The following is a 26,668-nucleotide window of genomic DNA, read 5'->3' as shown; positions in this document are numbered from 1 at the left end:
TGGAGTACCTCGCTTTCTCCTCGCTGGGACGCTTCACACAGGGCCGGGCCCGGGAAACTCCGGCAGTACGTGCTCGGCGATCTCCGTCAGCACGTCGTCGACCGGCCGCCGGCTCTTGCGGAAGTTCAGGGCGACATGCGCCACCCGGGTCTTCTCCAGCCCTTTCAGGTAGTCGACCAGGGCGTGGCGCCCCAGGCGCGCGCCGAACCGGAAGGGCTGCGCGGAGGCGTCCGGGTCGTCCGCCAGGTCGACCAGCATGGTGGTCAGCAGGGGCCGCGGCCGGCCGGGCCCGCACAGGGCGTGCCAGTGGTCCGCGACCGGGCGCATCTCCGCCGGCGGCCGGTGATAGGTGAAGTGCCCGTCGACGTGCTCGGCCAGCCACTCCGGGGTCTGCCGGCCGTGGCCGGCCATGAGCAGCGGGACGGTCCGCTGGGCCGGCGCGGGCAGCACGAGCAGCCGGTGCGGATCGCCCTGCCCGGCGTCCGCCCACGCCTCCCTCAGTACGTGGACGGCGTCGCGGACCGCCTGGCCGCGCCCGGCGTGGTCCAGGCCGAAGGCCGGGTACTCCACGGGCCGGTCGCCGGAGGCGATGCCGAGCAGCAGCCGTCCGCCGCTGAGCCGGTCGACGGTCGCGGCCATCTTGGCGATGTGCAGCGGGTGCCGCAGGGGCAGGGCGACGGCGGCCGTGCCCAGCAGGATGCGCTCGGTGGCGGCGGCGAGATAGCCGAGGTAGGGGAACGGGTCGTAGACCTGGCCGGCGTCGCCGAACCCCGGGTCCCACAGCGGTACGTCGCGCATCCACAGCGCGGTGAAGCCCAGCCGGTCGGCGAGCGCGGCCAGTTCGCGGTGGCGGCTCAGGTCGGGCACGCCGGACGGCCGGCCGTCCGCCCGGGCCCGCCGGGTGCCCTCCCGCGACCAGTCGTTGTCCAGGGGCAGTTCCACGCCGAGGGTGAGGCGGCCGGGGACGGGGACCAGCCGGCCGAGCGCGTCGGGGCGGGCCGTGGCCGCGGGCTGGGGGGCGTCGGTCATCACGCCTCCGCCGGGGAGGGGGCGGCGCCCTCGACGGCGCGGTCCGCGGTGGCCGCGGGCTGGTCCGCGATGTCCCGGTCGCTGGGCTTGCCGTGGGTGTCGAGCCAGCCGGAGTAGGCGGCGATGCCCAGGCCGATCAGGGAGATGACCGCGGCCACGGGGCCGAGGGCGGTCATGGAGTGGCCGGTGTCGATCACCCGGCCGCCGATGAAGGAGCCGCCGGCGTTGGCCACGTTGAAGGCGGAGATGTTGAAGGCGCTGGCGACGGCGGGAGCGTCGCTGGCCTTGGCGAGGATGCGCATCTGCAGGGGCGGTACGGTGCCGAAGGCCGTGGCACCGAGCAGCAGGACGGAGACGGCGGCCGCGGTCTTGTCGTGGCTGGTGAAGCTGAAGGCGAACAGGACGGCGCTCAGCGCGAGCAGCACCACGTACACCGTGGGCATCAGCCGGCGGTCGGCGGCCTTGCCGGCCACCAGGTTGCCGACGAACAGGCCGGTGCCGAACAGGACCAGCAGCCAGCTCACGGTGGACTCGGCGAACCCGGTCACGTCGGTGAGCAGCGGCGTGATGTAGGTGAAGAGGGTGAAGACACCGCCGTAGCCGAAGACGGTGATGAGCAGGGCGAGCAGCACCTGGCGCCGCTTGAGGACCCGCATCTCGGCGCGGAAGCTCGGCGGGTTGTCCTGCCGGATGTTCGGCACGAGGACGGCGATGCCGATGGTGGCGATGAGGGCGATGGCGGTCACGGCCCAGAAGGTGGAGCGCCAGCCGAAGTGCTGCCCGAGGAAGGTGCCGAGGGGCACGCCGAGCACGTTGGCGACGGTGGAGCCGGTGAACACCATGGCGATGGCGCTGGCCTGCTTGTCCTTGGTGACCAGTTCGGCGGCGACGACCGAGGCGATACCGAAGAAGGCGCCGTGGGCGCAGGCGGTGACGAACCGGGCCACCATCAGGATGCCGTAGGCGGGGGCCACGGCGCACAGCAGGTTTCCGACGAGGAAGATGCCGCTGAGGATGAGGATCGTCTTCTTGCGGGGCAGCCGTCCGAGGACCGCCGTGAGGACCGGGGCGCCGACGACGACGCCGAGCGCGTAGCCGGTGACGAGCAGGCCCGCCGAGGTGATGCTGACGTCGAGGTCGTCGGCGACGTTGGGCAGCAGGCCCATGATCACGAACTCTGTCGTGCCGATGCCGAACGCGCTTAAGGCGAGCGCGAGGAGAGCGATGGGCATGGATGTCCGTCCTTCTGCGTGCTGAGGAGGGTGGGGCAGGCAGTAGTATGTACGTGCATATTACGGCGGTGCAATGATTGCTTATACATGACATGCGGATGCGGCCAATGTACTGTGAGAAGGCCAGCACCATTGCGGAGGAGAGGAGCCTGGCGTGCCGCTCGTCGGTCAGGTGAGTCCCGTCATCGAGCTGCCCACTGCCCTTGAGCAGCGCTGGCAGACGATGCGAATTCTGATGGCGCGGATCGAGGACGCCTTGGCCAAGGCCCTGCAGGCGGAGCACGGCCTGTCGGTCTCCGAGTTCGCGACCCTGTCCGCGCTGGCGTACTCGGACGACGACGGCCATCTGCGCCAGCAGTTCCTGGCCGACTCCATTCCCCTCAACCAGAGCTCCCTGAGCCGGCTCGTCGGCAGACTGGAGAAGCTCGGCCTGACCGAGCGGTACCTGTGCCCCCACGACCGGCGGGGCGTCTACACGCAGATCACGGACAAGGGGCGGGCGTGCGTGGAGGAGGCCCGCGTCGTCTACGTCCAGACCCTCGAGGCCGCGCTGGCCGAGGCGGCCCAGGACGAGGACCTCGCCCCGGCCGCGGCATGGCTGGCGAAGGCGGCCCAGCCCAGACCCCGCGCCTGACAGCGCCACCGGGGCCGGACAAGCGGACGCACACGATCCCGACGCGTGTGGTGCCGGTCCGGGACGCGCCCCCGCGGGCCCTGTCCGCCCGCACCCCGCGCCGGCCGGGACGCGCGCCGGCCTCGGCTGTGCTCGCGCCGCGCCCGGCCGGCGGCTTGGACACGAGCGGGCGGCCGCGGTGACCACCGGCGCCTCACCGGCGCTCCTGGTGTGTGGGTCCACGCCGGGCTTCCGGCCGTGCCCGGTGGTCCCAGGGCGGGCTCGCGGCGTCGTCAGGAGCGGCCCTCCCGGAGGCGGCCCCACCGGAAGCGCCCTCGCCAGCGGTTTTCCCTGGGGCAGCCGCCCCGGTGAGCCCGCTGGCCGCAGGGAGCTCCCGGCCCGGGCGGATCAGCCGGGAAGCGGGTCGTGGGCCCGACCGATGCGGCCGAGCAGGTCGGCCGGGCTGGTGATCGTCACGTCGACCAGGTCCGCCGCGGCGCCCAGGCCCGCGCCCGCGACGCCGGCCACGCGGGCGCCGGCGGCCCGCGCGGCCCGTACCCCCGCTTCGGCGTCCTCCACCACCAGGCACCGCTCCGGCGCCAGCCCCAGCCGCCGGGCGGCCTGGAGATAGCCCTCCGGGCTGGGCTTGCCCTCGGTCACGTCGTCCGCGGTGACCAGGACCTCGGGCAGCCGGATGCCGATGGCCCGCAGCCGGGTGGTGGCCGTGGCCCGGCTCCCGGAGGTCACGATGGCCCAGGGGAAACCGGCGAGCTGTTCGGTCAGCTCGACCGCCCCCCGGCAGGCGGAGATGCCCTCCAGGTCGGCGGTCTGCACCCGTTCCAGCTCGGCGCCCTCCTCTCCGGCGTCGAGATGCGGGGCGAGCAGGGCCACCGTCTCCACCGCCCGGCGGCCGGGTAACAGGGGAACGACCTGTTCCCAGGGGATGTCATGGCGCGCCGCCCAGGCACGCCAGACACGGTCGATCACCGGGGACGAGTCCACCAGGACGCCGTCCAGGTCGAACAGGACGCCGCCGGCCGTCAGCACGGCATCCATTCCTCGGGGCACGGGCATGTTCTCTCCTTCGTCGAATCCGTACGGTGCCGGTCAGGCGGCGAGCAGTTCGTGGAAGAGCTCCCGGAGCCGCACCCCGGGCTCCACGCCCAGCTCGCTCACGAACACGTCCCGCGCCGTGTGGAAGGCGGCCACCGCCTCCGCGCTGCGCCCGGCCTCCAGCAGCGCTCTCATCAGCAGGTACCAGGTGCTTTCCCGCAGCGGATCCGCCATGGCCAGCCGGCGCAGCTCCGGCACCGCGAGCAGCGAGTCGCCCATCGCGATCCGCACTTCGTTGACGCGCTCCATCACCCACAGGTGGCCGTCCCGGAGCTGGAGCCGTTTCTCGTCGTAGGCCCCGGCGAGGGGCACGTCCTCCAGCAGCTCGCCCCGCCACAGGGCGAGCGCCTGCTCCAGGTGGCGGCGCTCGGCGGCCAGGTCACCGCTGTGCCGCGCCTCCATCGCGACGCGGGTCGCTTCCCGGTAGGCGGCCAGGTCGGTGCTCAGCCCGTCGCAGTCGATCCGGTACGACCCCTGCCCGGTGCGGATGGCGGAGCCCAGCCGGCAGTCCGCCCGCACCAGCAGACGGCGTAACCGGGTCATGTGGATGTGCAGGGCCGCCCGCTCGTTGCTGGGCCGGCTGCCGTCCCACAGGTACTCGGCCAGGCGCCGCGCGGAGACGGCTCTCGGACAGTCGGCGAGGAGCACGGCCAGCAGCCCCCGCTGTCTCTGCGCGGGGATGTCGAGGAGACACCCCCGCACGAAGAACCGGAACTCTCCGAGTAACTGCGCCTGAAACAACGCGTCCACGATTCCCCCTGCCGCACTCGTGTCCCGGTGATGACTGCCTCAACGCTGCGGGCCCCGGCGGGCGGCCCAGCCGATCCCCTGTCGCACCAGCCGGGTGGCGTCCGGCTGGGTCAGGTCCTTCAGGTAGTGGCCGACGGAGCAGTAGAAGACCCGGCCCGCGCCCCAGCGCCGGACCCACGCCACGGGCATCCGCTGGCCCTCGATCCAGGGCAGGTGCTCGCCGCTGAACACCGTCTCCGCCAGGACGTGGTTGGCGGGATCCACATGCATGTAGTACTGCTCGGAGGCGACCTCGAAGTCCGACACGGAGGCGGTCACCTCGTGCGCGGGGTCGGTGATGGTGACCTTGTACGGGACCTCGACGCCCTCGCCGCCCGGGTGGGAGACACAGTTGCCGCCGACGAGGTGGTTGTAGCGCAGGCTCGCCCGGAACGATGCCGCCATGCCGTGCCAGCCCGCGACCCCGGTGCCGTTCTCCACGGCGTGCAGGAGGCTGTCCTCCTGGCGCGGGGTCAGGGTCTCGGTGGTGTGCGCCTGGGTCCAGCCGATGACGATCAGGTCGTAGCCGGTCAGGTCCTCCTCCAGCCGGTACGGGTCGTTGATCGTGTCGACGCTCAGCCCCAGGTCCCTCATCTCCGCCAGGGCCCACTCCGCGACCTCGTAGGGCTTGTGGCCCGGCCAGCCGCCGTATAAGTACAGCGCCCGCGTCATGCGTACTCCTTCGTGTCGGAAGTCTCGATGCGCAAGGAAGATCTCGAACGCCGGAAGAGCCGAGGGCGTCGCTCAGCTGCCGAGGTTGTGGAACACGGCCACCACCGGGTCCTTCGCCAGGAAGTACCCGGGGGTGTAGTAGCCGATGGTGGCGAAGTCGGGCCGTCCGTCGCCGTTGAAGTCGGCGACGGCGATACGGGCCGCGGAGTCCTCGGAGACGCGCTGTTTGACCCACAGGCCGGCGGCGGCGTCGACCGCCTTGTAGTAGTAGACCCCCTGCCAGGGGGCCGGGCCGCGCAGGGCGACCAGGAACTCGTCGTCGCCGTCTCCGTCGAAGTCCGCGGCGACGACATGGTGTCCGGGCCCTTCGCCGGCCTCGTTCGGGTCGCCGTAGACGTCGAGCACGGTGCGCTGCCAGGTGTCCGCGCCGGCGGTCCGCGTGTACGCGGCGACCGTGTTGCCGTGGAAGGGCTCGACGGCGGCCGCGAACCGTGATCCGTGGCTGGTGCCCAGCGCGACACTGCTGCTGCCGCCGAAGCCGGTGGCCTCCCGCTGCCCCTGCTCGCCGAGCCCGAACCGGCGCGCCGACCAGGTGCCGCGGGCGTCGTCCCAGGCGTAGTCGCTCAGCCCCTCGGCGCTCGCCACGGCCAGCCGCTGCCGTCCCGCGGCGTCGGTGCCCTGGACCGTGTAGTCGTGCAGGACGGTGAAGGAGGCGTCGTCGACCGCGCTGACCCGCCAGTCGGCGGCGCTCAAGGGGTCCTCCGGCACGTCGAAGACCGTCACCCGCGCCGGCTGTGCCAGCCCGGCCCGGCCGCCTGCTCCGCCGACCACCGGAAGGGCCAGCAGCTGGAGCCGGTCGGCGCGGGTGAAGTGCCCCACCCGCAGGCGGTGCGCCGATACCAGGCCGCCGATGCGGCGGCGCTCCCACGGGCCCGAGCCGCGCGGATCGCCGGGGTTGCGCAGCCACGAGATGGTGCCGTCGTCCGGTTTGTGCGCGTACATGCTCTCGCCGTAGTCGTGGCAGACGACCAGGTCGAGGCTGCCGGTCCCGGTGAGGTCCGCCGCGGCGAACGCCACCGGCTGGCTCAGTTCCGCGATGGTGTGCGGCTTCCAGGAGGACCGCTGCGCCCCCGGGTTCTCGTACCAGCGGACCACGCCTTCGGCGAGCCCTGAGGTCAGCAGTCCGGGCCGGCCGCTTCCGTCGAGGTCCAGTGCCTCGATCCAGTACCCGTCGGTCAGTCCCTCGGCCACGACTTCCCGTTCGAAGCGAGGTATTCGCACGACGCCTCCTAGAGCGGGTAATACCCGCATGCAGGTATTATGCATAAGCATAAGATGCTCTGGCGCATACTAAGGGGAATGCGAGACGTGGCATATGACGTAGGTCACTCCGCCGGGCTCGTGTGCGCGCGGGACTCGCGTGAAGCGGGGGAACAGAGGCATGCGGCGAGCGCGTCGTCGCGTCCGCCCGCTACGGGGAGCATCCCCGCCGACCGGCACCGGTATGCCCCGGGCACATACCCGCCGGAAGGCGGATCGTGTCGCGCCGGCAATTGTTGCGGAGGGATGAAATCCGCATCTTCCGGCGTTGACGCCTTGCGGTAAAGCAGGGCGAACGGAAGGCACCGGCGTGGCAGCGCAACGGGGATGGGCACGACGGCTGGCGGGATACGCCTGGCGGTATCCGAAGGACGTCGTCCTGGCTCTCGGCTCCTCCCTCGCCGGCATGGCGGTGATGGCCGTCGTCCCGCTGATCACCAAGGTGATCATCGACGACGTGATCGGCGACCACAGCCGCGCCATGGCCCCCTGGGCCGGCGCCCTCATAGGCGCCGCCGTCCTCGTCTACGTCCTCACCTACATCCGCCGCTACTACGGCGGCCGGCTCGCCCTGGACGTCCAGCACGACCTGCGGACCGAGATGTACGGCACCATCACCGGGCTGGACGGCCGCCGTCAGGACGAGCTGTCCACCGGGCAGGTCATCGGCCGCGCCACCAGCGACCTCCAGCTGATCCAGGGCCTGCTCTTCATGCTCCCGATGACCATCGGGAACGTCCTGCTCTTCCTGATCTCCCTGGTGATCATGGCGTGGCTGTCGTTGCCGCTCACCCTGGTCGCCCTCGCCGTCGCCCCCGCCCTCGGCTGGATCGCCCGGCGCAGCCGCACCCGGCTGCACCCGGCCACCTGGTACGCCCAGGCGCAGGCCGCCGCCGTGGCCGGCGTGGTCGACGGCGCGGTCAGCGGGGTGCGCGTGGTGAAGGGCTTCGGGCAGGAGGAGCAGGAGACCAACAAGCTCCGCGAGGTCGGCCGCCGGCTGTTCGCGGGCCGGCTGCGCACGATCCGCCTGAACAGCCGGTACACCCCGGCCCTCCAGGCCGTCCCCGCGCTCGGCCAGGTCGCCATGCTGGCCCTCGGCGGCTGGCTCGCCGTGCACGGCCACATCACCCTCGGCACCTTCGTGGCCTTCTCCACCTACCTGGCCCAGCTGGTCGGCCCGGTCCGGATGCTCGCCATGGTCCTCACGGTCGGCCAGCAGGCCCGGGCCGGCACCGAGCGCGTGCTGGAGCTGATCGACACCGAGCCGGCCCTGAAGGACGGCACCAAGGAACTGCCCGCCGACGCGCCCGCGACCGTCGAGTTCGACGACGTGACCTTCGGCTACGACGAGAAGCGCCCGGTGCTGGACGGGATCAGCCTGGAGATCCGGCCCGGCGAGACCCTCGCCGTCGTCGGCTCCTCGGGCTCGGGCAAGTCCACCCTCTCGCTGCTCCTGCCGCGCTTCTACGACGTCCACCGGGGGGCCGTCCTGATCGGCGGCCACGACGTGCGCGAGCTGACCCTGGACTCGCTGCGGGCCGCGATCGGACTCGTCCCGGAAGATTCGTTTCTCTTCTCCGACACCGTCCGCAACAACATCGCCTACGGCCGCCCGGACGCCACCGACGAGGAGATCGAGGCCGCCGCCCGCGCCGCCCAGGCGGACCGTTTCATCAGCGAGCTGCCGGACGGCTACGACACCAAGGTCGGCGAACACGGACTGACCCTCTCCGGCGGCCAGCGCCAGCGCCTCGCGCTCGCCCGCGCCCTGCTCACCGACCCCCGCCTGCTGGTGCTGGACGACGCCACCTCGGCCGTCGACGCCCGTGTGGAGCACGAGATCCACGAGGCGCTGAGCCAGGTGATGCGGGGCCGCACCACCCTGCTCATCGCCCACCGCCGCTCCACCCTGAACCTCGCCGACCGCATCGCCGTCCTGGACGGCGGCCGGCTCGCCGACCTCGGCACCCACGACGAACTCCAGGAGCGCTCGGCCCTCTACCGCCGGCTGCTCACCGACCCGGACGAACTGGGCGGCGTCTCCCCGGGCCACGCCCGCCCCGCCACGCCCGCCGAGGACACCTCCGTCCGCGACGAGCTGGACGCCGAGTTCGACGCCGAGCGGGGTGTGACCCCCCGGCTGTGGACCGGCGACCGCGAACCGAAGGACCAGGCGCTGTCCGGCTCCCCGGCCACCCCGGAGCTGCTCGCCCAGGTCGAGGCGCTGCCCCCGGCCACCGACACCCCGGACATCGACGAGGGCCGCGCGACGCTGCCCGAGGAGTCCTACGGGCTGCGCCGCCTGCTGCGCGGCTTCTGGCCGCCGCTGCTGGTCAGCCTGGCGCTGGTCGCCGTGGACGCGGGCGCGGGCCTGCTGCTGCCGGTGCTGATCCGGCACGGCATCGACTCCGGCGTGACCCGGATGGCGATCGGCGCGGTGTGGTCGGCGTCCCTGCTCGCCCTGCTGACCGTGCTGGTGCAGTGGGCCGCGCAGATCGCCGAGACCCGGATGACCGGCCGCACCGGCGAGCGGGTGCTCTACACCCTGCGGCTGAAGATCTTCGCGCAGCTCCAGCGGCTCGGCCTGGACTACTACGAGCGCGAGCTGACCGGCCGCATCATGACGCGGATGACCACGGACGTCGACGCCCTGTCGACCTTCCTCCAGACGGGCCTGGTCACCGCGTTCGTCTCGGTCGTCACCTTCTTCGGCATCATGGTCGCCCTGCTGGTCCTCGACGTGCGGCTGGCCCTGGTCGTCTTCGCCACCCTGCCCCCGCTGGCCGTGGCGACCTTCTTCTTCCGCCGGGCCAGCGTGAAGGCGTACGAGCTGGCCCGCGAGCGCGTCTCGGCGGTCAACGCCGACCTCCAGGAGACGGTGTCCGGACTGCGGATCGTGCAGGCCTTCCGGCGGGAGCGGGACGGCGGCCGGCGGTTCACCGAGCGCAGCGCCGAGTACCGCGGCGCCCGCATCCGCGGCCAGTGGCTGATATCGGTCTACTTCCCGTTCGTGCAGCTGCTGTCGTCGGTCGCGGCGGCGGCCGTGCTGATCGCGGGCGCGGGCCGGGTGGAGGCGGCCACGCTGACCACCGGCGCCCTGGTGGCCTACCTGCTCTACATCGACCTGTTCTTCGCGCCCGTCCAGCAGCTCTCCCAGGTCTTCGACGGCTACCAGCAGGCCACGGTCTCGCTGGGCCGCATCCAGGAACTGCTGCGCGAGCCGACGTCCACCAAGACCGCGAAGGCCCCGCTGGAGGTGCTCTCGCTGCGCGGCGACATCGCCTTCGAGGGGGTCCGGTTCGCCTACGGCGACGAGGAGGAGGCCCTCACCGGCATCGACCTGACGATCCCGGCCGGGCAGACGGTCGCCTTCGTCGGCGAGACGGGCGCCGGAAAGTCGACCCTGGTCAAGCTGGTCGCGCGGTTCTACGACCCGACCGCCGGCCGGGTCACGGTCGACGGCACGGATCTGCGCACCCTGGACCTCACCTCGTACCGGCACCGGCTCGGCGTGGTGCCGCAGGAGGCGTACCTCTTCCCGGGCACCGTCCGCGACGCCATCGCCTACGGCCGGCCCGACGCCACCGACGCCGAGGTGGAGGCGGCGGCCCGGGCGGTCGGCGCGCACGAGATGATCGCCCGGCTGCCGGGCGGCTATCTGCACCGGGTGGCCGAGCGCGGCCGGAACCTCTCGGCGGGCCAGCGCCAGCTGATCGCCCTGGCCCGCGCCGAGCTGGTCGACCCGGACATCCTGCTGCTGGACGAGGCGACGGCCGCCCTGGACCTGGCCACCGAGGCCCAGGTCAACCAGGCCACCGACCGGCTGGCGGGCCGTCGTACCACGCTGGTGGTGGCGCACCGGCTGACCACCGCGGCCCGCGCCGACCGGGTCGTGGTGATGGACCACGGCCGGGTCGCCGAGGACGGCACCCACGAGGAGCTGCTGGCCCGCGGCGGCCGGTACGCCGAGCTGTGGCGGACCTTCGTCGGCCGGTCCGAGCCGGAGGAGCCGGTCGGCGCGGCCCGCTGAGACCCCCGCCGAATCGTTTGGCTGACGGTCGTGCAACCATCCGGCATACGCGTGCGTCCGTACATCAGTACGGAGACGGGGGAGTGTGACCGGGTACGGGGAGGACGAAGTGGACAGTGGTGCGATACGCCGGCGGTTTGCCCTCGGCGCGGCCGTGCTGGCCGCGTCCGGCGCGCTCGCGCTGACGGCGACCGGGACCGCGCAGGCCGCGACCGGCGGCTGCGCCGGGCGCGAGGTGCGGACCCTGCCGTTCAAGACCGGCATCACCCACGTCTACAAGCGCGACGGCTACGTCTGCGCCGTCACCGTCCCGCGCACCCCCGGCCCCGCCCGCACCATGTCGGTCAGCGTGCAGGCGCGCGGCAACCGGCCGGTCGTCGACGCCGGCCGCTACACCCGCCTCGCCGGCCCGGTGACCGTGCACGCCGGACACCGCTGCGTGTGGATCAAGGGCGCGGTGGGCCGCTCCTCGGTCAGCTCCGGCTGGATCCTGTGCTGACCCGCTGAGCGGGGCGGCCCGCCGACCGGACGAACGTCCTCTGGTGAGGCGGCACTTGCTGGGATAGTTTCCGGCGCACATCTGTCTCACAGGGGAGAGTGCGCATGCGCAAGGCGCTCAGATGGCTGCTCGCGCTCACGGTGCTCATCGGCACACTGAGCACGGCGGCCGGGGCGGCCACCGCCGCCGGTGATGAGCCCACCGACATCAAGGACCGGCTCCTGTCGATACCCGGCATGAGCCTGATCGAGGAGAAGCCGTACCCCGGCTACCGCTACTTCGTCCTGAACTTCACCCAGCCGGTCGACCACCGCCACCCGGACCGGGGCACCTTCCAACAGCGGATCACTGTGCTGCACAAGGACGTGAGCCGGCCCACCGTCTTCTACACCGGCGGCTACGGCGTCTCCACCAAGCCCTCGCGCCGCGAGCCCACCCAGATCGTGGACGGCAACCAGGTCTCCCTGGAGTACCGGTTCTTCACCCCCTCGCGCCCAGCCCCGGCCGACTGGTCCAAGCTCGACATCTGGCAGGCCGCGAGCGACCAGCACCGCGTGTTCCGGGCACTGAAGGCCCTCTACCCCGCCAACTGGCTGGCCACCGGCGCCTCCAAGGGCGGCATGACGGCCACCTATTACGAGCGGTTCTACCCGGGTGACATGGACGGCGTCGTCGCCTATGTCGCGCCCAACGACGTCGTCAACGACGAGGACTCCGCCTACGACCGCTTCTTCGCCCGCGTCGGCACCAAGGAGTGCCGGGAGAAGCTGACCGCCGTCCAGCGAGAGGCGCTGGTGCGCCGCGAGCGCATGGAGAAGAAGTACGCCGAGTACGCCGCCGCCAAGGGCTACACCTTCGACACCATCGGCGGCCTGGACCGGGCCTACGAGGCGGTCGTCCTGGACTACGCCTGGGGCTTCTGGCAGTACAGCCTGCTCGAGGACTGCGACACGATCCCGGCGGCCACGGCGGACGACGACGCGCTGTGGACCTCGCTCGACACCATCTCCGGCTTCGACGCCTACACCGACCAGGGACTGGACCCGTACACCCCGTACTACTACCAGGCCGGCACCCAGCTGGGCGCCCCCACCATCCACTTCCCCGGCATCGACCGGCACCTGATCCGCTACGGCTACCAGCCGCCCCGGAACTACGTGCCGCGCTCCATCCCGATGCGGTTCCAGCCGTGGGCGATGCGGGACGTGGACACCTGGGTGCGGCACCACGCCACGCACATGCTCTTCGTCTACGGCCAGAACGACCCGTGGGGCTCGGAGCGCTTCCGGCCCGGCGCGGGCGCCCGTGACTCCTACGTGTTCACCGCCCCCGGCATGAACCACGGCGCCAACGTGGCGGGCCTGGTCCCCGACGAGAAGAGCCTGGCCACCGCCCGCATCCTGGCCTGGGCGGGCCTCCCGCGGGCCACCGTCGACCAGGCCAGGCCGCTGGCCCGGTACGACGCGCGGCTGGACGTACGGGAGGTGGAGCGGGAGCCCGCGCTGCGGCCCCGGGTGGCCTAGTACGTCAGCCCGTGCCCGATCGGGTACAGCTCCCGTGCCGGGTCGTCCGCCCGCCGCACCGGCACGGGCAGCCGCCCGCGCGGTGCCACCCGCCCGGCCAGGACCCGTGCGGCGGCGCGCAGTTCGACGTCCGTCCAGCAGTACGTGGCGAGGCACGCCCGGACGGCGGGGAGCTGCGCGATGTCGTACGGGTTGCGGACCGCCACCACGGCCACCGGTCTGCCGGTGGCCAGCAGGCGGTCCACCAGGGTGCGCTGGGAGCTGCCCGCCGTCACGTTGTACGTGGCCACGACCACCGCGTCCGCGTTCCCGGCGGCGGTGACCGCCTTGTCGACGGTCGCGGCGGAGGGCGCGGTGCCGGTGGACAGGGCGGTCGCGGCGAAGCCCAGTTCGGTGAGGGCGGCGGCCAGCACGCCGGTGGGCGGGCCGGTGGTGCCGGACGGGGAGGCCGGATCGGCGCCGACGACCAGGACCCGCTGTTCCCGGCGGGGGTCGAAGGGCAGCGTGCCGCCCTCGTTGACCAGCAGGGTGGTGGTGCGCTCGGCGATGCGGTCGGCGGCGGCCAGATGGGCCTTCGTGCCCACCGTGCGGCCGATCCGGTCCGGGCGGGCCCACGGGTGGTCGAGCACCCCGCGCCGGGCCTTCAGCCGCAGAATGCGCAGGATCGATTCATCGAGCCGCTCCTCGGTCAGCTCGCCGTTCCGTACGGCCGTCAGCACCGCGTTCCACGCCACGTCCAGCGACGGCGGGTTGAGCAGCTGGTCCACGCCCGCCTTCAGGGCCAGCACCGGCACCCGGTCGTCGCCGTACTTGGTGCGCACGCCCTGCATGCCCAGCGAGTCGGTGATCACGACCCCGTCGTAGCCGAGCTCCTCGCGCAGGATGCCGGTCAGCACCGGCCGGGACAGGGTGGCCGGGTCGCCGGAGCCGTCCAGGGCCGGGAACTGGATGTGCCCGGTCATGACCGAGTCGACGCCCGCCCGGATAGCGGCCCGGAACGGCACGGCGTCCAGCCGCTCCCACAGCTCACGGCTGTGCGTGATGACCGGAAAGCCGTAGTGGCTGTCCACGGAGGTGTCCCCGTGACCCGGGAAGTGCTTGGCGGTCGCCGCCACCCCGGCCGACTGATAACCCTTCACCTCGGCGGCGACCAGCGCGGCGACCGCGTCCGGGTCGGCGCCGAAGGAGCGGACCCCGATGACCGGGTTGGCCGGGTTGACGTTCACGTCGGCGTCGGGGGCGTAGTCCTGGTGGACGCCCATCGCGCGCAGCTCGGCGCCGGAGATCCGGCCGAGGGCCCGCGCGTCGGAGCGGGAGCGGCCCGCGCCGATCGCCATCGCGCCGGGCAGCAGGGTGGCGGGCTTGCCGATCCGGCACACCGCGCCGTGCTCCTGGTCGGTGGCGATGAGCACGGGCAGCCCGCGCGGCTGGTCCAGCGAGACCCGCTGGATGCCGTCGGACAGGGCGGCGATCTGGTGCGGGTCACGGGTGTTGTGCGCCCAGGCGAAGTAGATGATGCCGCCGACCCGGTACTTCGCGATCAGCTCGGCGGCGGTGCGGACGCCGAGTTCCTTCAGGTTGGTGTCGATGTCGGCCTGGTCGGGGGCGGTGGCGGAGTGGCCGTAGACCCGCGTCACGAACAGCTGGCCGACCTTCTCCTCCAGCGTCATGCGGGAGATCAGGGCGCGCAGCCGGCGGTCGGTGTCGGCGGCGCCGGCGGCCGTCGGGACCGTCAGCGCGGCGGTGACGCCCGCGGTCGCGGCGAGGACGGCGCGCCGGGACGGCCGTGCGGTGTCTCTTCGCGTGCTTCCCGTACCGGTGTCGCTTCCCGTGCTGGTGTCGGGCACGTGCGCTCCTTCCAGAGGAGAACCGCTGAAGGAAACTTCCGAGGAGTCACCAATATCCGGGAAGTTTCTTTCCGTCAAGGGACTGCACAGTAACCAGGAAGGGACCGCCGGCCGGGGATTCCCGCGCCGCGTCCGGCCCCTGGAACGGCCCGTCAGCCGGCCGCGGCCAGCAGCTGCTCGCGTACGGCCGCCAGCACCGGATCCCCTTCGGCCCCCGCCCGGAGCGCCGCGAACACGTTCCGGGACGGCGGCCGGCCCGCCACCGGCACCACCGCCAGGCGCCGGTCCGCGTACAGCGGACGCACCAGCCGGGGCACCAGCGCCACGCCCGCGCCCGCCTCCACCAGGGCGAGCAGCGCGCCCCAGTCGTTCACCGCGTGCCGGATGTCGGGGGTGAAGCCCGCCGCCGCGCACACCGCGCGGGCCACCGCGCCGCAGCAACTGCCCGCCGCGCCCACCACCCAGGGCTCGCAGGCCAGTTCGCGCAGCGGGACCCGGTCGCGGGCGGCCAGCGGATGGTCCACGGGCAGGGCCAGGTCCAGGACGTCGGTGAGCAGGTCGGTGCGGGTGTAGCGGCGGTCGGTGTGCGGGGGAGCGGCGGCGAAGTCGACGGCCACCACCACGTCCAGCCGGCCCGCGTCCAGCGCCGTGAACACATCCGGTGGCTCGCCCTCCGTCACGTCCACCCGGACCCGTGGCAGCCGCTCGGCCAGCGCGCGCAGCACCGGCGGCAGCAGCCCCAGGATGCCGCTGCCGAAGCAGCCGATCCGCACCTGCCCCCGCCCGCCCTCGCCATAGGCCGCCAGGTCGGCGCGGGCCCGCTCCAGCTGGGCGGCGATCAGCTCGGCGTGGGCCAGCAGCACCCGCGCCTGGCCGGTCAGCCGCACCCCGCGACCGTCCCGCTCCGTCAGCGGCACGCCCACCTCCCGGGCCAGTGCCGCGAGTTGCTGGGACACCGCCGACGGGGTCAGATGCAGCGCCTCGGCGGTCCGGGCCAGGCTGCCGCGGCGCTCCAGCTCCCGGAGCACGGTCAGCCGCCGTAGATCGACCGTGAAGCCCCCGCTTACCTGTTCCACGCACAAACATTAACTGGACCTGGGTGGTTGGCGGAGTGAGGATCGGCGCCATGACGACCCCGCGCTCCTTTCTCATCCTGCACGGCTGGCAGAACCACCGTCCGAAGGCCCACTGGCAGCACTGGCTCGCCGACCGGCTCACCGCCCTCGGCCACCACGTCACGTACCCGGGCCTGCCCGACCCCGACGACCCCGACCTGGACGTCTGGCTCGGCGAACTGGGCCGGCACCTGGAGGAGCCGGAAGGCACCGGGGAGCGGGTCGTGGTGGCCCACAGCGCCTCCGCCCTGCTGTGGCTGCACGCCGCCGCCCGGGGCATGGGCCAACTGGGGCACGCCGACCGGGTGCTGCTCGTCGCCCCGCCGTCCGGGTCGGTCCTCGCCCGGCACCCGGAGGTGGCCGCCTTCGCCCCGCCCCCGCTCGACTTCACCCTGCCCGGACCGGCCCGGCTGGTCGCGGGCGACGACGACCCCTACTGCCCCGAGGGCGCGGCCACGCTCTTCGCCGAGCCGCTCGGCATCCCCGCCGACATCCTCCCGGGCGCCGCCCACCTCGACCTGGACGCCGGCTACGGCCCCTGGCCGGCCATGCTGTCCTGGTGCCTGAACGAAACGGTGCCGCTCACGGTACGGCCGGCTGGGTAGGGGGCGTGCCCGGGTTCTCGGCGGGTCGCCCGGCAGCTCCGCCGACGCTGCTGCGGCCGTGGCCGGGCCTCGCCGGGCCGGTCACGGTAGGGCCGGCTCCGTGGCGGGGGCCTTTCGTTTGCGCGGTGGGGGTGTGGCCGGGTTTTCGGCCGGGTTGTGCGCACTGCGTCGGCGCTTTACGTGGGTGTGGCGCACTTCGCCGTGGAGCGGCACGGCGCTTGCACCGGACCGTGCGGCTCACGGTACGGCCGGCTGGGTAGGGGGCGTGCCCGGGTTCTCGGCGGGTCGCCCGGCAGCTCCGTCGACGCTGTTGCGGCCGTGGCCGGGCCTCGCCGGATCGGTCACGGTAGGGCCGGCTCCGTGGCGGGGGCCTTTCGCTTGCGCGGTGGGGGTGTGGCCGGGTTTTCGGCCGGGTTGTGCGCACTGCGTCGGCGCTTTACGTGGGTGTGGCGCACTTCGCCGTGGAGCGGCACGGCGCTTGCACCGGACCGTGCGGCTCACGTTACGGCCGGCTAGAAGCGCGGCGGGGCGCGCCTGGGCTTGACGTGGGGCCGTCCGGGGTCTCCGCCGATGCCGTTCCGGCCCTGGCCGGTCTCGCCGGTCCGCTCACGACACGGCCGGCTCCGTGGCGGGCGGCTTCCGGTCGCGTAGTTCGGGGGTGGTCGTGGCGACCGCGGCCACCGCCAGTACGCACAGTGCCCCGCCGGCCACCAGCGCGGTCACGCCGGAGGTCCAGCCGGCCAGGAGGCCGCCGCGTACGTTGCCCAGGCTCGGGCCGGCCTGGCCGACGATCTGCTCGGCCGCGGTGACCCGGCCGAGCAGCGCGTCCGGGGTGCGGGTCTGCACGATCGTGGACCGGGCGACCACCGCCGTCGCGTCCGCCGCCCCGGCCAGCACCAGCAGCGCCAGGCCTGCCCAAGGGCTGGTGGACAGCCCGAACAGGACCAGGGCCGCGCCCCACCCGCCGGACGCGCACAGCATCACCGGGCCCGGCCTGGCGAGCCGGGTCAGCGGGCCGGACAGCGCGGTCGCCGCGACCCCGCCCACCGCCAGCGCCGACAGGAACAGCCCGAGGGTGCGCGGGTCGTCGCCGAACCGCTCGGCGTTGACCAGCGGGAACAGGCTCACCGGGAACGACAGCACGGTGGCGGCCAGGTCGGTGATCAGCGCCCCGCGCACCACCCGGTGCCCGGCCAGGAACCGCAGCCCGTCCAGCGCGCCGCGCAACCCCGGCCGGGCGGGCGTCCCCTCGGGCGGCAGCGGGGGCAGCCCGAAGGCGCCGTAGAAGGCGAGGCCGAAGCTCAGGGCGTCCAGCAGATAGCACAGGCCGATGCCGAACCAGCCGAGCAGCACCCCGGCCAGCGCGGGCCCGAGCAGCATCATCGACTGCCCGGTGACCTGTTGCAGCGCGAGCCCGGCGGCCACCTGGTCCTTCGGCAGCAGGCGGGGCAGGAACACCCCGGCGGCCGGGGCGCCGAGCGCGCCGAACGCCGACTGCACCGCGACCAGCAGCAGCACCCCGGCCACCGGCACGTGCCCGGTGAAGCCCTGCACCGCGAGCGCGAGGGAGCAGACCGCCTGGCCGACGGTGGCCGCGAGGTACACCCGCCGCCGGTCGGCCCGGTCCGCCCAGGCTCCGGCGAACAGCCCGAACCCCACCAGCGGCAGCGCCTGCGCGAGCCCGACGGCGCCGGTCCAGGTGGTGCTGTGGGTGCGGTCCCACACCTGGTACATGACCGTCACCATGGTCATGAACCCGCCGAGCAGGGACACGGTCCGCCCGATCAGCAGCCGTCGGAAGACGGGGGAGGTGCGCAGCGGCCGGATGTCGAGCAGGGAGCCGGAGAGGCTCATGAGCGGTGGCGGGCGCGGGGCCCGGGCGGCGATATCACCGGGGGAGGGTAACCGCACCCCCTGGCACCCGCCAGCGAATATCCCCGCGGAAGGCCGATCGCATGGACGTTCTGTCCTCGTCGGCGGCGGCCGCGCCGGCGGTGGTGGGGGTGCGGCGCCCGTCAGGGCGAGGACGGCGAACGTGGCACCGACGCGCGTGAACTCTCCCGCCGTGGAGTGGCCGAACGGGTCGGCCGATCATGCCGAGGGTGCCCCGGGGACAGGCACTCAGGCGGCTTCCCCGAGCAGCCGCGCCAGGTACTCCCGCCCCTCGCCCAGCAGTTCCTCGAGCGGCGCCGCCTTCTCGTACCAGCGCTTCTCGTACTCCCAGCACAGCCAGCCGTCCCAGTCCCGCCGGGTGAGCACGTCCACGCACTCGGCGAGCGGCACCGCCCCGGCGCCGAGCGGCAGCGGGGTGGTGTCCTCGGCCGAGGCGACATCCTTGACCTGGACATAGCCGAGGTGCGGGGCGAGGGCCGCGTAGCTGTCGTCCGGCTGCTCGCCGCCCAGCCAGGTGTGCAGCACGTCCCACAGCGCGCCGGCATGGCGGTGTCCGACCGGGCCGAGGATCCGGATCGCGTCGGCACCGGTGCGGTGCGAGTCGTGTGTCTCCAGCAGGATCCGGACGCCGAGCGCGGCGGCGTCCTCGGCGGCGGCTCCGAGCCGTCGCGCGGCGATCGCGTCCGCCTCCTCACGGGGTACGTCCGGGCCGGCGCCGGGAAAGACCCGTACGAAGGGCGCGCCCAGGTCGTGGGCCAGCCGCACCAGCTCCCGGATCTCCGCCAGTACGGGCCCGTCCTCGCCGGCCGCGGCCACCCGGGCGTACCCGGCCAGCCCCACCACCTCCACCCCGGCGGCCCGGAACAGGGCGGCGGCCTCGGCGCGTTCGGCGGGGGTCAGCCCGGGATGCACCGGTTCCTCCGGGTGGGCCCGCAGTTCGACCCCGTGGTAGCCGTGCGCGGTCGCGAGCGAGAGGACGTCCGGGAGGGGCAGCCCGGGAACACCGAGAGTGGAGAACGCCAGCTTCATGAGACCGCTGCGTACCCGCTGCCGACGGGGGTCATGCACCGGACCCACCGGGACCGTGCACCGGCGCCCCCGGAGACCACGCACCACCCTCAAGACACCCGAGGCACCCCCGTGGACCCCCGCACCATCAACTCCCCCCGCACCGAGGCGATCCCGCCCGGCGGGGGCTCCTCGCGGCCCATGGCGACGCGGCCCGCGCGGGCGCCCGCCTCCGCGAGGGGCAGGCGGACCGTCGTCAGGGAGGGGACCGCGTCGATGCTGAAGGGAAGGTCGTCGAAGCCGGCCACCGAGACGTCCTCGGGGATGCGCAGCCCGGACTCGCGCAGCGCGGCGCACGCGCCGAGGGCGACGGAGTCGTTCGCGGCGACGATCGCCGTCAGGGACGGATCCCGGCGCAGCAGCTCCAGCGTGGCCTCGTGGCCGGACCGGCGGTCGTAGCGGCCGTACACCGTCCAGCGCGGGTCCTCCTCGACGCCCGCCGCCGCGAGCGCGGCCCGGTGACCCTCCAGGCGGTGCCGGGTGGTCGTACGCTCCACGGGCCCGGCGATGTAGCCCAGCCGGCGGTGGCCGAGGCCGAGCAGATGGGCGGTCAGCGCGCGGGCGCCGCCCCGGTTGTCGAAGGTGAGCGCGACGGCGTCGGTGTCCGGCGCCGGCGGGCGCCCGCACAGCACCACCCGGGTCCCGGCGTCCGCGAGCTTGCGCAGCTTCGCCGCGACCGCCGCCGCGTGCGGCGCGTCCTCCACGGCCCCGCCGGTCAGCACCACGGCCGCGGCCCGCTGCCGCTGGAGCAGCGTCAGATAGGTCAGCTCCCGCTCGGGCGACCCGCCGGTGTTGCAGACGACCGCCAGCCGTTCCCCGCCGGCGCGCCCGCCCGGCCCGCCGATCTCGCCCTGGATCGCGCTCGCCATGATCCCGAAGAAGGGGTCGGCGATGTCGTTGACGAGGATGCCGACCAGGTCGGAGGTGGCCGCGGCGAGCGCGCTGGCCGGGCCGTTGAGGACGTAGTCCAGTTCGTCGACCGCCCGCAGCACCCGCTCCCGGGTGGCGGCGGCGACCGGGTAGTTGCCGTTCAGTACGCGCGACACCGTCGCGGGGGAGACCTGGGCGCGGGCCGCCACGTCCGCCAGGGTCACGGTCATCTCGTCGTCCTCCGGTCACGCGTCGTGTCGTACGCCCTCGTAGACAACCAGGTCGGTGTCCTGGTTCCGAGCAGACCTTACGGCCCGGGCACCCCGCTTGTTCGCCCCCTCGAACAACTCGGCCGGGCAGCGGCCCTGTACGGAGACCACCCGGCCGCGGTCTTGTACAGGGGCCACCCGGCCGCGGTCTTGTACAGACCACGTCCAGAGGCTAGCTTCTCACCTTGTAGAAAGCGCTTGCTACACCGGCCCACGAAAGGGACTCACGTGACACGCAAGACGGTGCGAATCGCCATGAACGGCGTGACCGGGCGCATGGGCTACCGACAGCACCTCGTCCGGTCCATCCTCGCCCTGCGCGAGCAGGGCGGACTCGACCTCGGCGACGGCACCGTGCTGTGGCCCGAACCGATCCTGCTCGGCCGCCGCGAGCACGCCCTGCGGGAGATCGCCGGCCGGCACGGCCTCGACCACGTCTCCACCGACCTCGACGCCGTCCTCGCGGACCCGTCCGTCGACATCTACTTCGACGCACAGGTCACCTCCGCCCGCGAGGAGGCCATCGCCAAGGCGATCGCGGCCGGCAAGCACATCTACACCGAGAAGCCCACCGCCACCGGCCTGGACGGCGCGCTCGGGCTGGCCCGCCTCGCCCACGACAAGGGCGTCAAGCACGGTGTCGTCCAGGACAAGATCTTCCTGCCGGGCCTGCTGAAGCTGAAGCGCCTCATCGACGGCGGCTTCTTCGGCCGGATCCTCTCCGTGCGCGGCGAGTTCGGCTACTGGGTCTTCGAGGGCGACTGGCAGCCCGCCCAGCGTCCCTCCTGGAACTACCGCGCCCAGGACGGCGGCGGCATCGTCGTCGACATGTTCCCGCACTGGGAGTACGTGCTGCACGAGCTGTTCGGCCGGGTGACGTCCGTCCAGGCGCTGGCCACCACGCACATCCCGCAGCGCTGGGACGAGCAGGGCAAGCCCTACGACGCCACCGCCGACGACGCCGCGTACGGCATCTTCGAGCTGGAGGGCGGCGCCGTCGCCCAGATCAACTCCTCGTGGGCCGTGCGCGTCCACCGTGACGAACTGGTGGAGTTCCAGGTCGACGGCACGGAGGGGTCGGCCGTGGCCGGTCTGCGCAGCTGCCGCGTCCAGCACCGCAGCGCCACCCCGAAGCCGGTGTGGAACCCGGACATCCCCGCCACCGAGGTCTTCCGCGACCAGTGGCAGGAGGTGCCCGACAACACCGAGTTCGACAACGGGTTCAAGGCCCAGTGGGAGCTGTTCCTCAAGCACGTCTACGCCGACGCCCCCTACCACTGGGACCTGCTGGCCGGCGCCCGCGGTGTCCAGCTCGCCGAACTGGGCCTCAGGTCCTCCGCCGAGGGCCGCCGCGTCGACGTCCCGGAGATCTCGCTGTGACCCTCCACCTCCCCGCCGCCGACGGCACCCTGCGCGCCTACGAGCCCCGCACCGAGCCGCTCGCCTTCACGCCCGGCACCCCCTTCACCTCCCGTACGGTCTTCTCGGCGGCCCACGTCGTCGCCGACCCCTTCGCCGACGTCACGCCCGACTCGCCCGCCGCCGTCGACTGGGACGCCACCCTCGCCTTCCGCCGCCACCTGTGGTCCCACGGGCTCGGTGTCGCCGAGGCGATGGACACCGCCCAGCGCGGCATGGGCCTGGACTGGGCGGGCGCGGCCGAACTGATCCGGCGCAGCGCGGCGGAGGCCCGTGCCGTGGGCGGCCGGATCGCCTGCGGCGTCGGCACCGACCAGCTGCCCGCCGGCAACCTCGCCGAGATCCGCGCGGCCTACGAGGAGCAGCTCGCCGTGGTCGAGGAGGCGGGCGCCCAGGCCATCGTCATGGCCTCCCGCGCCCTGGCCGCCGCCGCCCGCGGCCCCGAGGACTACCTGGAGATCTACGGCCATCTGCTGCGCCAGGCCGCCGAGCCGGTGATCCTGCACTGGCTGGGCCCGATGTTCGACCCGGCCCTGGAGGGCTACTGGGGCTCGTCCGACCTGGACACGGCCACCGGCACCTTCCTGGAGGTCATCGCCGCCCACCCGGACAAGGTCGACGGCGTGAAGATCTCCCTGCTGGACGCCGGCCGCGAGGTCGCCCTCCGGCGCCGCCTGCCGCAGGGCGTGCGCTGCTACACCGGGGACGACTTCCACTACCCCGAGCTGATCGCGGGCGACGAGCAGGGCTTCAGCCACGCCCTGCTCGGCATCTTCGACCCGCTCGGCCCGCTGGCGGCGCGGGCGGTACGGGTCCTGGACACCGGTGACGTCCAGGGCTTCCGCGCCCTGCTGGATCCCACGGTGGAGCTGTCCCGCCACCTGTTCCGGCCACCGACCCGCTTCTACAAGACGGGAGTGGTCCTCCTCGCCTGGCTCGCGGGCCACCAGGACCACTTCGCGATGGTCGGCGGCCTCCAGTCGGCCCGCTCCCTCACGCACCTGGCCCGCGCCTACGAACTCGCCGACACCCTGGGCCTGTTCCCCGACCCCAAACTGGCCGAGGAACGCATGAGGACCCTGCTGTCGCTGTACGGAGTGACCCGATGAACCCCGACCTCGCCCGCTTCTCCGTCAACCAGATGACGGTCAAGCAGCTGTCCCTTCCCGAACTGGTCGACGCCTGCGTCCGGTTGGGCATCACCCACGTGGGCCTGTGGCGGGAACCGGTCCAGGCGTACGGCGTGGAGGCGGCCGCCAAGCTGGTCCGTGACGCGGGCCTGACGGTGACGACGCTGTGCCGGGGCGGCTTCCTCACGGCGACCGAACCGGTCGAGCGGATGGAGGCGCTGGGCGACAACCACGCGGCCATCGAGGAGGCCGCCGCGCTCGGCACGGACACCCTGGTCCTCGTCTCCGGCGGCCTCCCGCTGTTCAGCAAGGACCTGCACGGCGCCCGCGAACGCATCGCCGACGCCCTCGCCGTCCTGGCACCGTACGCGGCCGACCGCGGCGTACGCCTCGCCATCGAGCCCCTGCACCCCATGTACGCGGCCGACCGCTGCGTGGTCTCCACCCTCACCCAGGCCCTGGACCTGGCCGAACGCTTCCCGGCGGACCAGGTCGGGGTGGCCGTCGACACGTACCACATCTGGTGGGACGACCAGGCCCCCGCCCAGATCGCCCGCGCCGGCGCGGGGGGCCGCATCCACACCTTCCAGCTCGCCGACTGGACCACCCCGCTCCCCGAGGGCGTCCTCAACGGCCGCGGCCAGATCGGCGACGGGGCGATCGACATGCGCGAATGGAAGGGCTACGTGGAGGCGGCCGGTTACACCGGGCCCATCGAAGTGGAGCTGTTCAACGAGGAGTTGTGGGCGAGGGACGGACGGGAGGTGCTGGCGGAGACGGCGGAGCGTTTCCTCGCGCATGTGAGCTGACGAAGTCCGCTCCCGTACGACCCTTCCGGGGGATTGGGCGCGGGGTGTATACGGAGTATGGTCCGCCAACACCATTGGTTTCCGGGGGACTTGGTGGGCCATGCCTGAAGAGGGAACGACGTTCGTCGAGGCGTTCAAGGCCGCAGTGCGGCCGGAGCCCCGGCGAACCCACCGCATGGAGCGACAGGGCGCGTTACCCGCGGTGGTGCTGTGCGGTGACCGGGCCGCCGGCGGTGATCCGGACCCCGCGGCCGTCGCCATCAGGGAGCTGGCGGCGTACGTGTGTCCCGACGTCGCGCACAGGGGCGCCCGGCACGCGCTGATCGAGCCGGACCACCTCGTCGCCGGTCCGGACCGGACCCTGTGCGACGAGGTGATCCACCAACTGGAAAGGGCGGAGCTGGACGGCGTCGGGCGGCTGCGGCTGCCCGAGGTCGCGCTGCTGAAGAGCCTGCTCGACTGGAATCACGACGCCGGCCAGGGCGGGGGCAGGGAAGCCGCGATCAGGCTCCGCGACTACGCGTACGAAAGGCTGTGTGACCGTCACAAGGGTTTCATGGCGTTGCGCTGGCTGGCCGGGGGACAGCAGCCGGACCTCAGCGCCGGCCGGGGACTGCGGGACTTCCTCTTCATCCTGCTTCCCGTACCGCTGTTCTACTTCCTGCCCCGGTGGCTGTGGACGCTCCGCCGCGACCGGCGGCTGCTGCGCCAGGCGAAGAGGTTTCCCTGGTGGGCCTTCGCGCGGGGCAGGGAGGCGCACCCGGAGGCCGGGCGGTTCTTCGACACGGCCATCGCCTGGCGCCGTCGCCTGCGCGACGCCGAGGACCGCGAGAAGGCCGAGCTGATGGAGCGGGCGTTGTGGGCCGCGCTGCTGTCGGATCTGAGGCACGCCAACCGTCCCGGGCGGCTGCGGCCCTACCGCCGGCGCCGGAGGACCCGGTGTGTCGTACTGCTGTCACCTCCCGCCGACAGCGGTCAGCGGGAGGTCTTCGACCGTTTCCTGAAGGCGTACGAGGACGCCTGCGGGGTGATTCCCTACGCATCGGTCGTCCTGGTGGCGGGCACGCGGGGCGTCGGCGATGGCGCGAAGAGCCTGGCCGATGTCGCCGCGCAGTGGAGGCCGCAGCGCACGCCCGAGCGGCAGACGGCACGCCTGTCGGAGGCGCTCCCCGTGCCCGGAGCGCCGGTGCCTCCCTTGCCGGTGCCGTATTTCCGGCCGGTCGCCCGGGCCGGCGGCGAACTTGCCGTCGAGCTCACGGCGCTGACCGCCGCGTTGGCTGTGACCGCCTGGCTGGTGATGACAGGTCTCCCTTCCCGCGGACACAGCTCCACGCCGTGTCTCGGCGGGAACCAGAACCCGGGGGCGTCCGCACCGCCGGTCCCCGCGTCCCCTGCCGCACCCGAGGAGTACGCGCAGGCCCGCCGGATGATCACCGAGGAGAACCGGTGGGTCGACGAGCAGGCGCCCGCCGGGCACGTGCGTACGGTCGTCTATCTGGGGGCGAGTCGCGGCAACACCCGGTTCGGCTCGGGACTTCCGGAGCTTCGCGGTATCGCCCTGGGTCAGCGGGAGGCGAACAGGACTGCCCAGAGCGATCCGAAACACGGGGTCTGGCTGAAGGTCGACGCGCTGGACGCGGGCGTGCGGTTCGAGCACGCGGCCGATGTGGCGCGGCAGATCGTCCGGAAGGCTGCCGAGGACCGGGACGTCATCGGCGTGGTGGGGTTCTCGGAAAGCCGGACGGAGAGCAGGAAGGCGATCTCCGAGCTGACCGCGGCGCGGATTCCGGTGATCGTCAGCACCTCGACCGCCAATGCCATGCTTCCCAGCCGCAACTCCGGGTTCGTCCATCGCATCTCCCCGGTCAACAGCAGGGAGACCGCCGTGGAGGCCGCCTTCGCCAAGTACGGGGCGGTCGTCGGGGACGACTCCGACGACTGCCACACGGCGCGGGCCGCGGTAGTGGTACGGGACCCCAGCGACCTGTACAGCAACGAGCTGGGCGAACAATTCGGCGCGCAATTCGAGAAGCTCACCCACGCCCGCCCCTACAACGTGGCCTACTACCAGACGAACGCGTCCGCCGTCCCGGCGCAGGTCCCCGACCTGAGCACCGGCGACATCTCCCAGGTCGCCACAGCCGTGTGCGCCCAGTTGCGCGACCGGACCCTGCTGTACTGGGCGGCACGCGCGGAGGACTTCAGATCGTTCCTCAAGGAGTTCAACCAGGGCACCGGCTGCAGCAGCCGGCACCTGACCGTACTCGGCGGCAACGAACTGACCAACGCCGCCCTGGCCGGCGAATTCCCCGGCGGTGACAGACTGCGGCTCTACCACACCGCGCACGCCCTGCCCGTGGGCGACAAGCGGCGCACCCAGACGGCGAGGGAATTCAGCGAGGCATACGCGGCCGCCTGGAAGAACGATCTGTGGAGCAACGACGGCCACGCCGCCCAGGGCCGGGACGCGATCACCCTCATGGCCAAGGCGGCTTCCACCGTGGCCACCAGCGATCTGACGGTGACCAGCGAACTCGTCCAGAACACCCTCTACAACGGTATGAACCGGGTAGGAGCGAGCGGAGCACTCCGCTACGTCCCCGGTGACGCCGATCCCCAGAACAAGCCGGTGATCATCCTCCGCCACTTCGACAGGGGGAACCCCGTACCCGTCCTCGTGTGCGGAGCCTTCACCCTCACACCAGGGGAGGACTACACCCACTGGGGACCGCACCAGCAGTACGAGTGCCCGACCGATCAGTAAGCTCCGGAACGGCTGTCAAAGGCATGACCGACACGCTGGGTCCCTGGAGCGGAGCGACG

At 73.0% G+C, this 26,668-nt stretch carries 20 protein-coding genes; 9 read left to right on the top strand and 11 right to left on the bottom strand.

Features of this window, described 5'->3' with window-relative positions; all coding sequences use genetic code 11:
• Positions 1–33: 33 nt before the first annotated feature.
• Both HB370_RS15520 and HB370_RS15515 read right to left on the bottom strand, forming a co-directional pair.
• Positions 34–1,029 (bottom strand): LLM class oxidoreductase, encoded by a 996-nt coding sequence (locus HB370_RS15520; protein ID WP_030782357.1) that lies wholly within the window; start codon positions 1,027–1,029, stop codon positions 34–36.
• On the bottom strand, positions 1,029–2,261 hold the full coding sequence (locus HB370_RS15515) for an MFS transporter (protein ID WP_051815651.1): 1,233 nt from the start codon (positions 2,259–2,261) through the stop codon (positions 1,029–1,031). The genes HB370_RS15520 and HB370_RS15515 overlap by 1 nt, the downstream gene beginning before the upstream one ends.
• Positions 2,262–2,415: 154 nt before the next feature.
• Here HB370_RS15515 and HB370_RS15510 point away from each other — a divergent pair, with 154 nt between their 5' ends.
• On the top strand, positions 2,416–2,895 hold the full coding sequence (locus HB370_RS15510; RefSeq protein WP_244405534.1) for a MarR family transcriptional regulator: 480 nt from the start codon (positions 2,416–2,418) through the stop codon (positions 2,893–2,895).
• A gap of 387 nt (positions 2,896–3,282) precedes the next feature.
• Here the strand turns inward: HB370_RS15510 and HB370_RS15505 are convergent, their stop codons facing one another.
• The 4 genes from HB370_RS15505 to HB370_RS15490 all read right to left on the bottom strand — a co-directional run bounded on the left by HB370_RS15505 (position 3,283) and on the right by HB370_RS15490 (position 6,729).
• Entirely contained in the window at positions 3,283–3,948 is a 666-nt protein-coding gene (locus HB370_RS15505; protein WP_208974399.1) for an HAD-IA family hydrolase, read from the bottom strand.
• A gap of 33 nt (positions 3,949–3,981) precedes the next feature.
• Positions 3,982–4,737, bottom strand: coding sequence for an AfsR/SARP family transcriptional regulator (locus tag HB370_RS15500; protein WP_078637516.1), 756 nt, complete (start codon positions 4,735–4,737; stop codon positions 3,982–3,984).
• A 39-nt stretch (positions 4,738–4,776) separates the two neighbouring features.
• A complete protein-coding gene (locus HB370_RS15495; RefSeq protein WP_030782342.1) occupies positions 4,777–5,448 on the bottom strand; it encodes a ThuA domain-containing protein in 672 nt (223 codons plus the stop codon).
• A gap of 72 nt (positions 5,449–5,520) precedes the next feature.
• Positions 5,521–6,729, bottom strand: coding sequence for a VCBS repeat-containing protein (locus HB370_RS15490; RefSeq protein ID WP_244405533.1), 1,209 nt, complete (start codon positions 6,727–6,729; stop codon positions 5,521–5,523).
• Between the two features lie 349 nt (positions 6,730–7,078).
• On the opposite strand from HB370_RS15490, the gene HB370_RS15485 reads away from it, so the two are divergent.
• The 3 genes from HB370_RS15485 to HB370_RS15475 all read left to right on the top strand — a co-directional run bounded on the left by HB370_RS15485 (position 7,079) and on the right by HB370_RS15475 (position 12,820).
• Positions 7,079–10,798, top strand: coding sequence for an ABC transporter ATP-binding protein (locus HB370_RS15485; RefSeq protein WP_030782336.1), 3,720 nt, complete (start codon positions 7,079–7,081; stop codon positions 10,796–10,798).
• Between the two features lie 109 nt (positions 10,799–10,907).
• A complete protein-coding gene (locus tag HB370_RS15480) occupies positions 10,908–11,297 on the top strand; it encodes a hypothetical protein (protein WP_030782334.1) in 390 nt (129 codons plus the stop codon).
• A 104-nt stretch (positions 11,298–11,401) separates the two neighbouring features.
• Positions 11,402–12,820, top strand: a complete 1,419-nt coding sequence (locus HB370_RS15475) for a S28 family serine protease (protein WP_030782331.1) — start codon at positions 11,402–11,404, stop codon at positions 12,818–12,820.
• On the opposite strand, the gene HB370_RS15470 is transcribed toward HB370_RS15475, so the two are convergent.
• Both HB370_RS15470 and HB370_RS15465 read right to left on the bottom strand, forming a co-directional pair.
• On the bottom strand, positions 12,817–14,667 hold the full coding sequence (locus HB370_RS15470; protein WP_030782328.1) for a glycoside hydrolase family 3 protein: 1,851 nt from the start codon (positions 14,665–14,667) through the stop codon (positions 12,817–12,819). The two genes, HB370_RS15475 and HB370_RS15470, sit on opposite strands and share 4 nt — an antisense overlap.
• Before the next feature lie 152 nt (positions 14,668–14,819).
• Complete coding sequence (locus HB370_RS15465; protein ID WP_030782325.1) at positions 14,820–15,743, bottom strand: LysR family transcriptional regulator; 924 nt, start codon at positions 15,741–15,743, stop codon at positions 14,820–14,822.
• A 50-nt stretch (positions 15,744–15,793) separates the two neighbouring features.
• On the opposite strand from HB370_RS15465, the gene HB370_RS15460 reads away from it, so the two are divergent.
• Positions 15,794–16,387, top strand: coding sequence for an alpha/beta hydrolase (locus HB370_RS15460; RefSeq protein WP_030782321.1), 594 nt, complete (start codon positions 15,794–15,796; stop codon positions 16,385–16,387).
• A 606-nt stretch (positions 16,388–16,993) separates the two neighbouring features.
• Here the strand turns inward: HB370_RS15460 and HB370_RS15455 are convergent.
• The 3 genes from HB370_RS15455 to HB370_RS15445 form a co-directional block, all read right to left on the bottom strand.
• Positions 16,994–18,241, bottom strand: coding sequence for an MFS transporter (locus HB370_RS15455; RefSeq protein ID WP_030782319.1), 1,248 nt, complete (start codon positions 18,239–18,241; stop codon positions 16,994–16,996).
• Between the two features lie 267 nt (positions 18,242–18,508).
• Positions 18,509–19,309, bottom strand: coding sequence for a sugar phosphate isomerase/epimerase family protein (locus HB370_RS15450; protein WP_030782316.1), 801 nt, complete (start codon positions 19,307–19,309; stop codon positions 18,509–18,511).
• Positions 19,310–19,398: 89 nt separating this feature from the next.
• Positions 19,399–20,448: a LacI family DNA-binding transcriptional regulator gene (locus HB370_RS15445; protein ID WP_030782314.1), complete on the bottom strand. Its 1,050-nt coding sequence runs from the start codon at positions 20,446–20,448 to the stop codon at positions 19,399–19,401.
• A 267-nt stretch (positions 20,449–20,715) separates the two neighbouring features.
• On the opposite strand from HB370_RS15445, the gene HB370_RS15440 reads away from it, so the two are divergent.
• From HB370_RS15440 to HB370_RS15425, 4 genes are all read left to right on the top strand, one after another.
• Positions 20,716–21,867, top strand: coding sequence for a Gfo/Idh/MocA family oxidoreductase (locus tag HB370_RS15440; RefSeq protein WP_030782309.1), 1,152 nt, complete (start codon positions 20,716–20,718; stop codon positions 21,865–21,867).
• Positions 21,864–23,015: a dihydrodipicolinate synthase family protein gene (locus tag HB370_RS15435; RefSeq protein ID WP_030782304.1), complete on the top strand. Its 1,152-nt coding sequence runs from the start codon at positions 21,864–21,866 to the stop codon at positions 23,013–23,015. The genes HB370_RS15440 and HB370_RS15435 overlap by 4 nt, the downstream gene beginning before the upstream one ends.
• Positions 23,012–23,845 (top strand): sugar phosphate isomerase/epimerase family protein, encoded by an 834-nt coding sequence (locus HB370_RS15430; RefSeq protein WP_030782300.1) that lies wholly within the window; start codon positions 23,012–23,014, stop codon positions 23,843–23,845. Before HB370_RS15435 ends, HB370_RS15430 begins: the two co-directional genes overlap by 4 nt.
• Positions 23,846–23,945: 100 nt before the next feature.
• Positions 23,946–26,609 (top strand): hypothetical protein, encoded by a 2,664-nt coding sequence (locus HB370_RS15425; protein WP_157855567.1) that lies wholly within the window; start codon positions 23,946–23,948, stop codon positions 26,607–26,609.
• Positions 26,610–26,668: the final 59 nt, after the last annotated feature.

Source organism: Streptomyces sp. DSM 40868 (assembly GCF_011820545.1).
Lineage (GTDB): Bacteria > Actinomycetota > Actinomycetes > Streptomycetales > Streptomycetaceae > Streptomyces > Streptomyces eurythermus.
The sequence above is the reverse complement of the archived record's forward strand: the minus strand, read 5'-3'. Positions and strand labels throughout refer to the sequence as shown.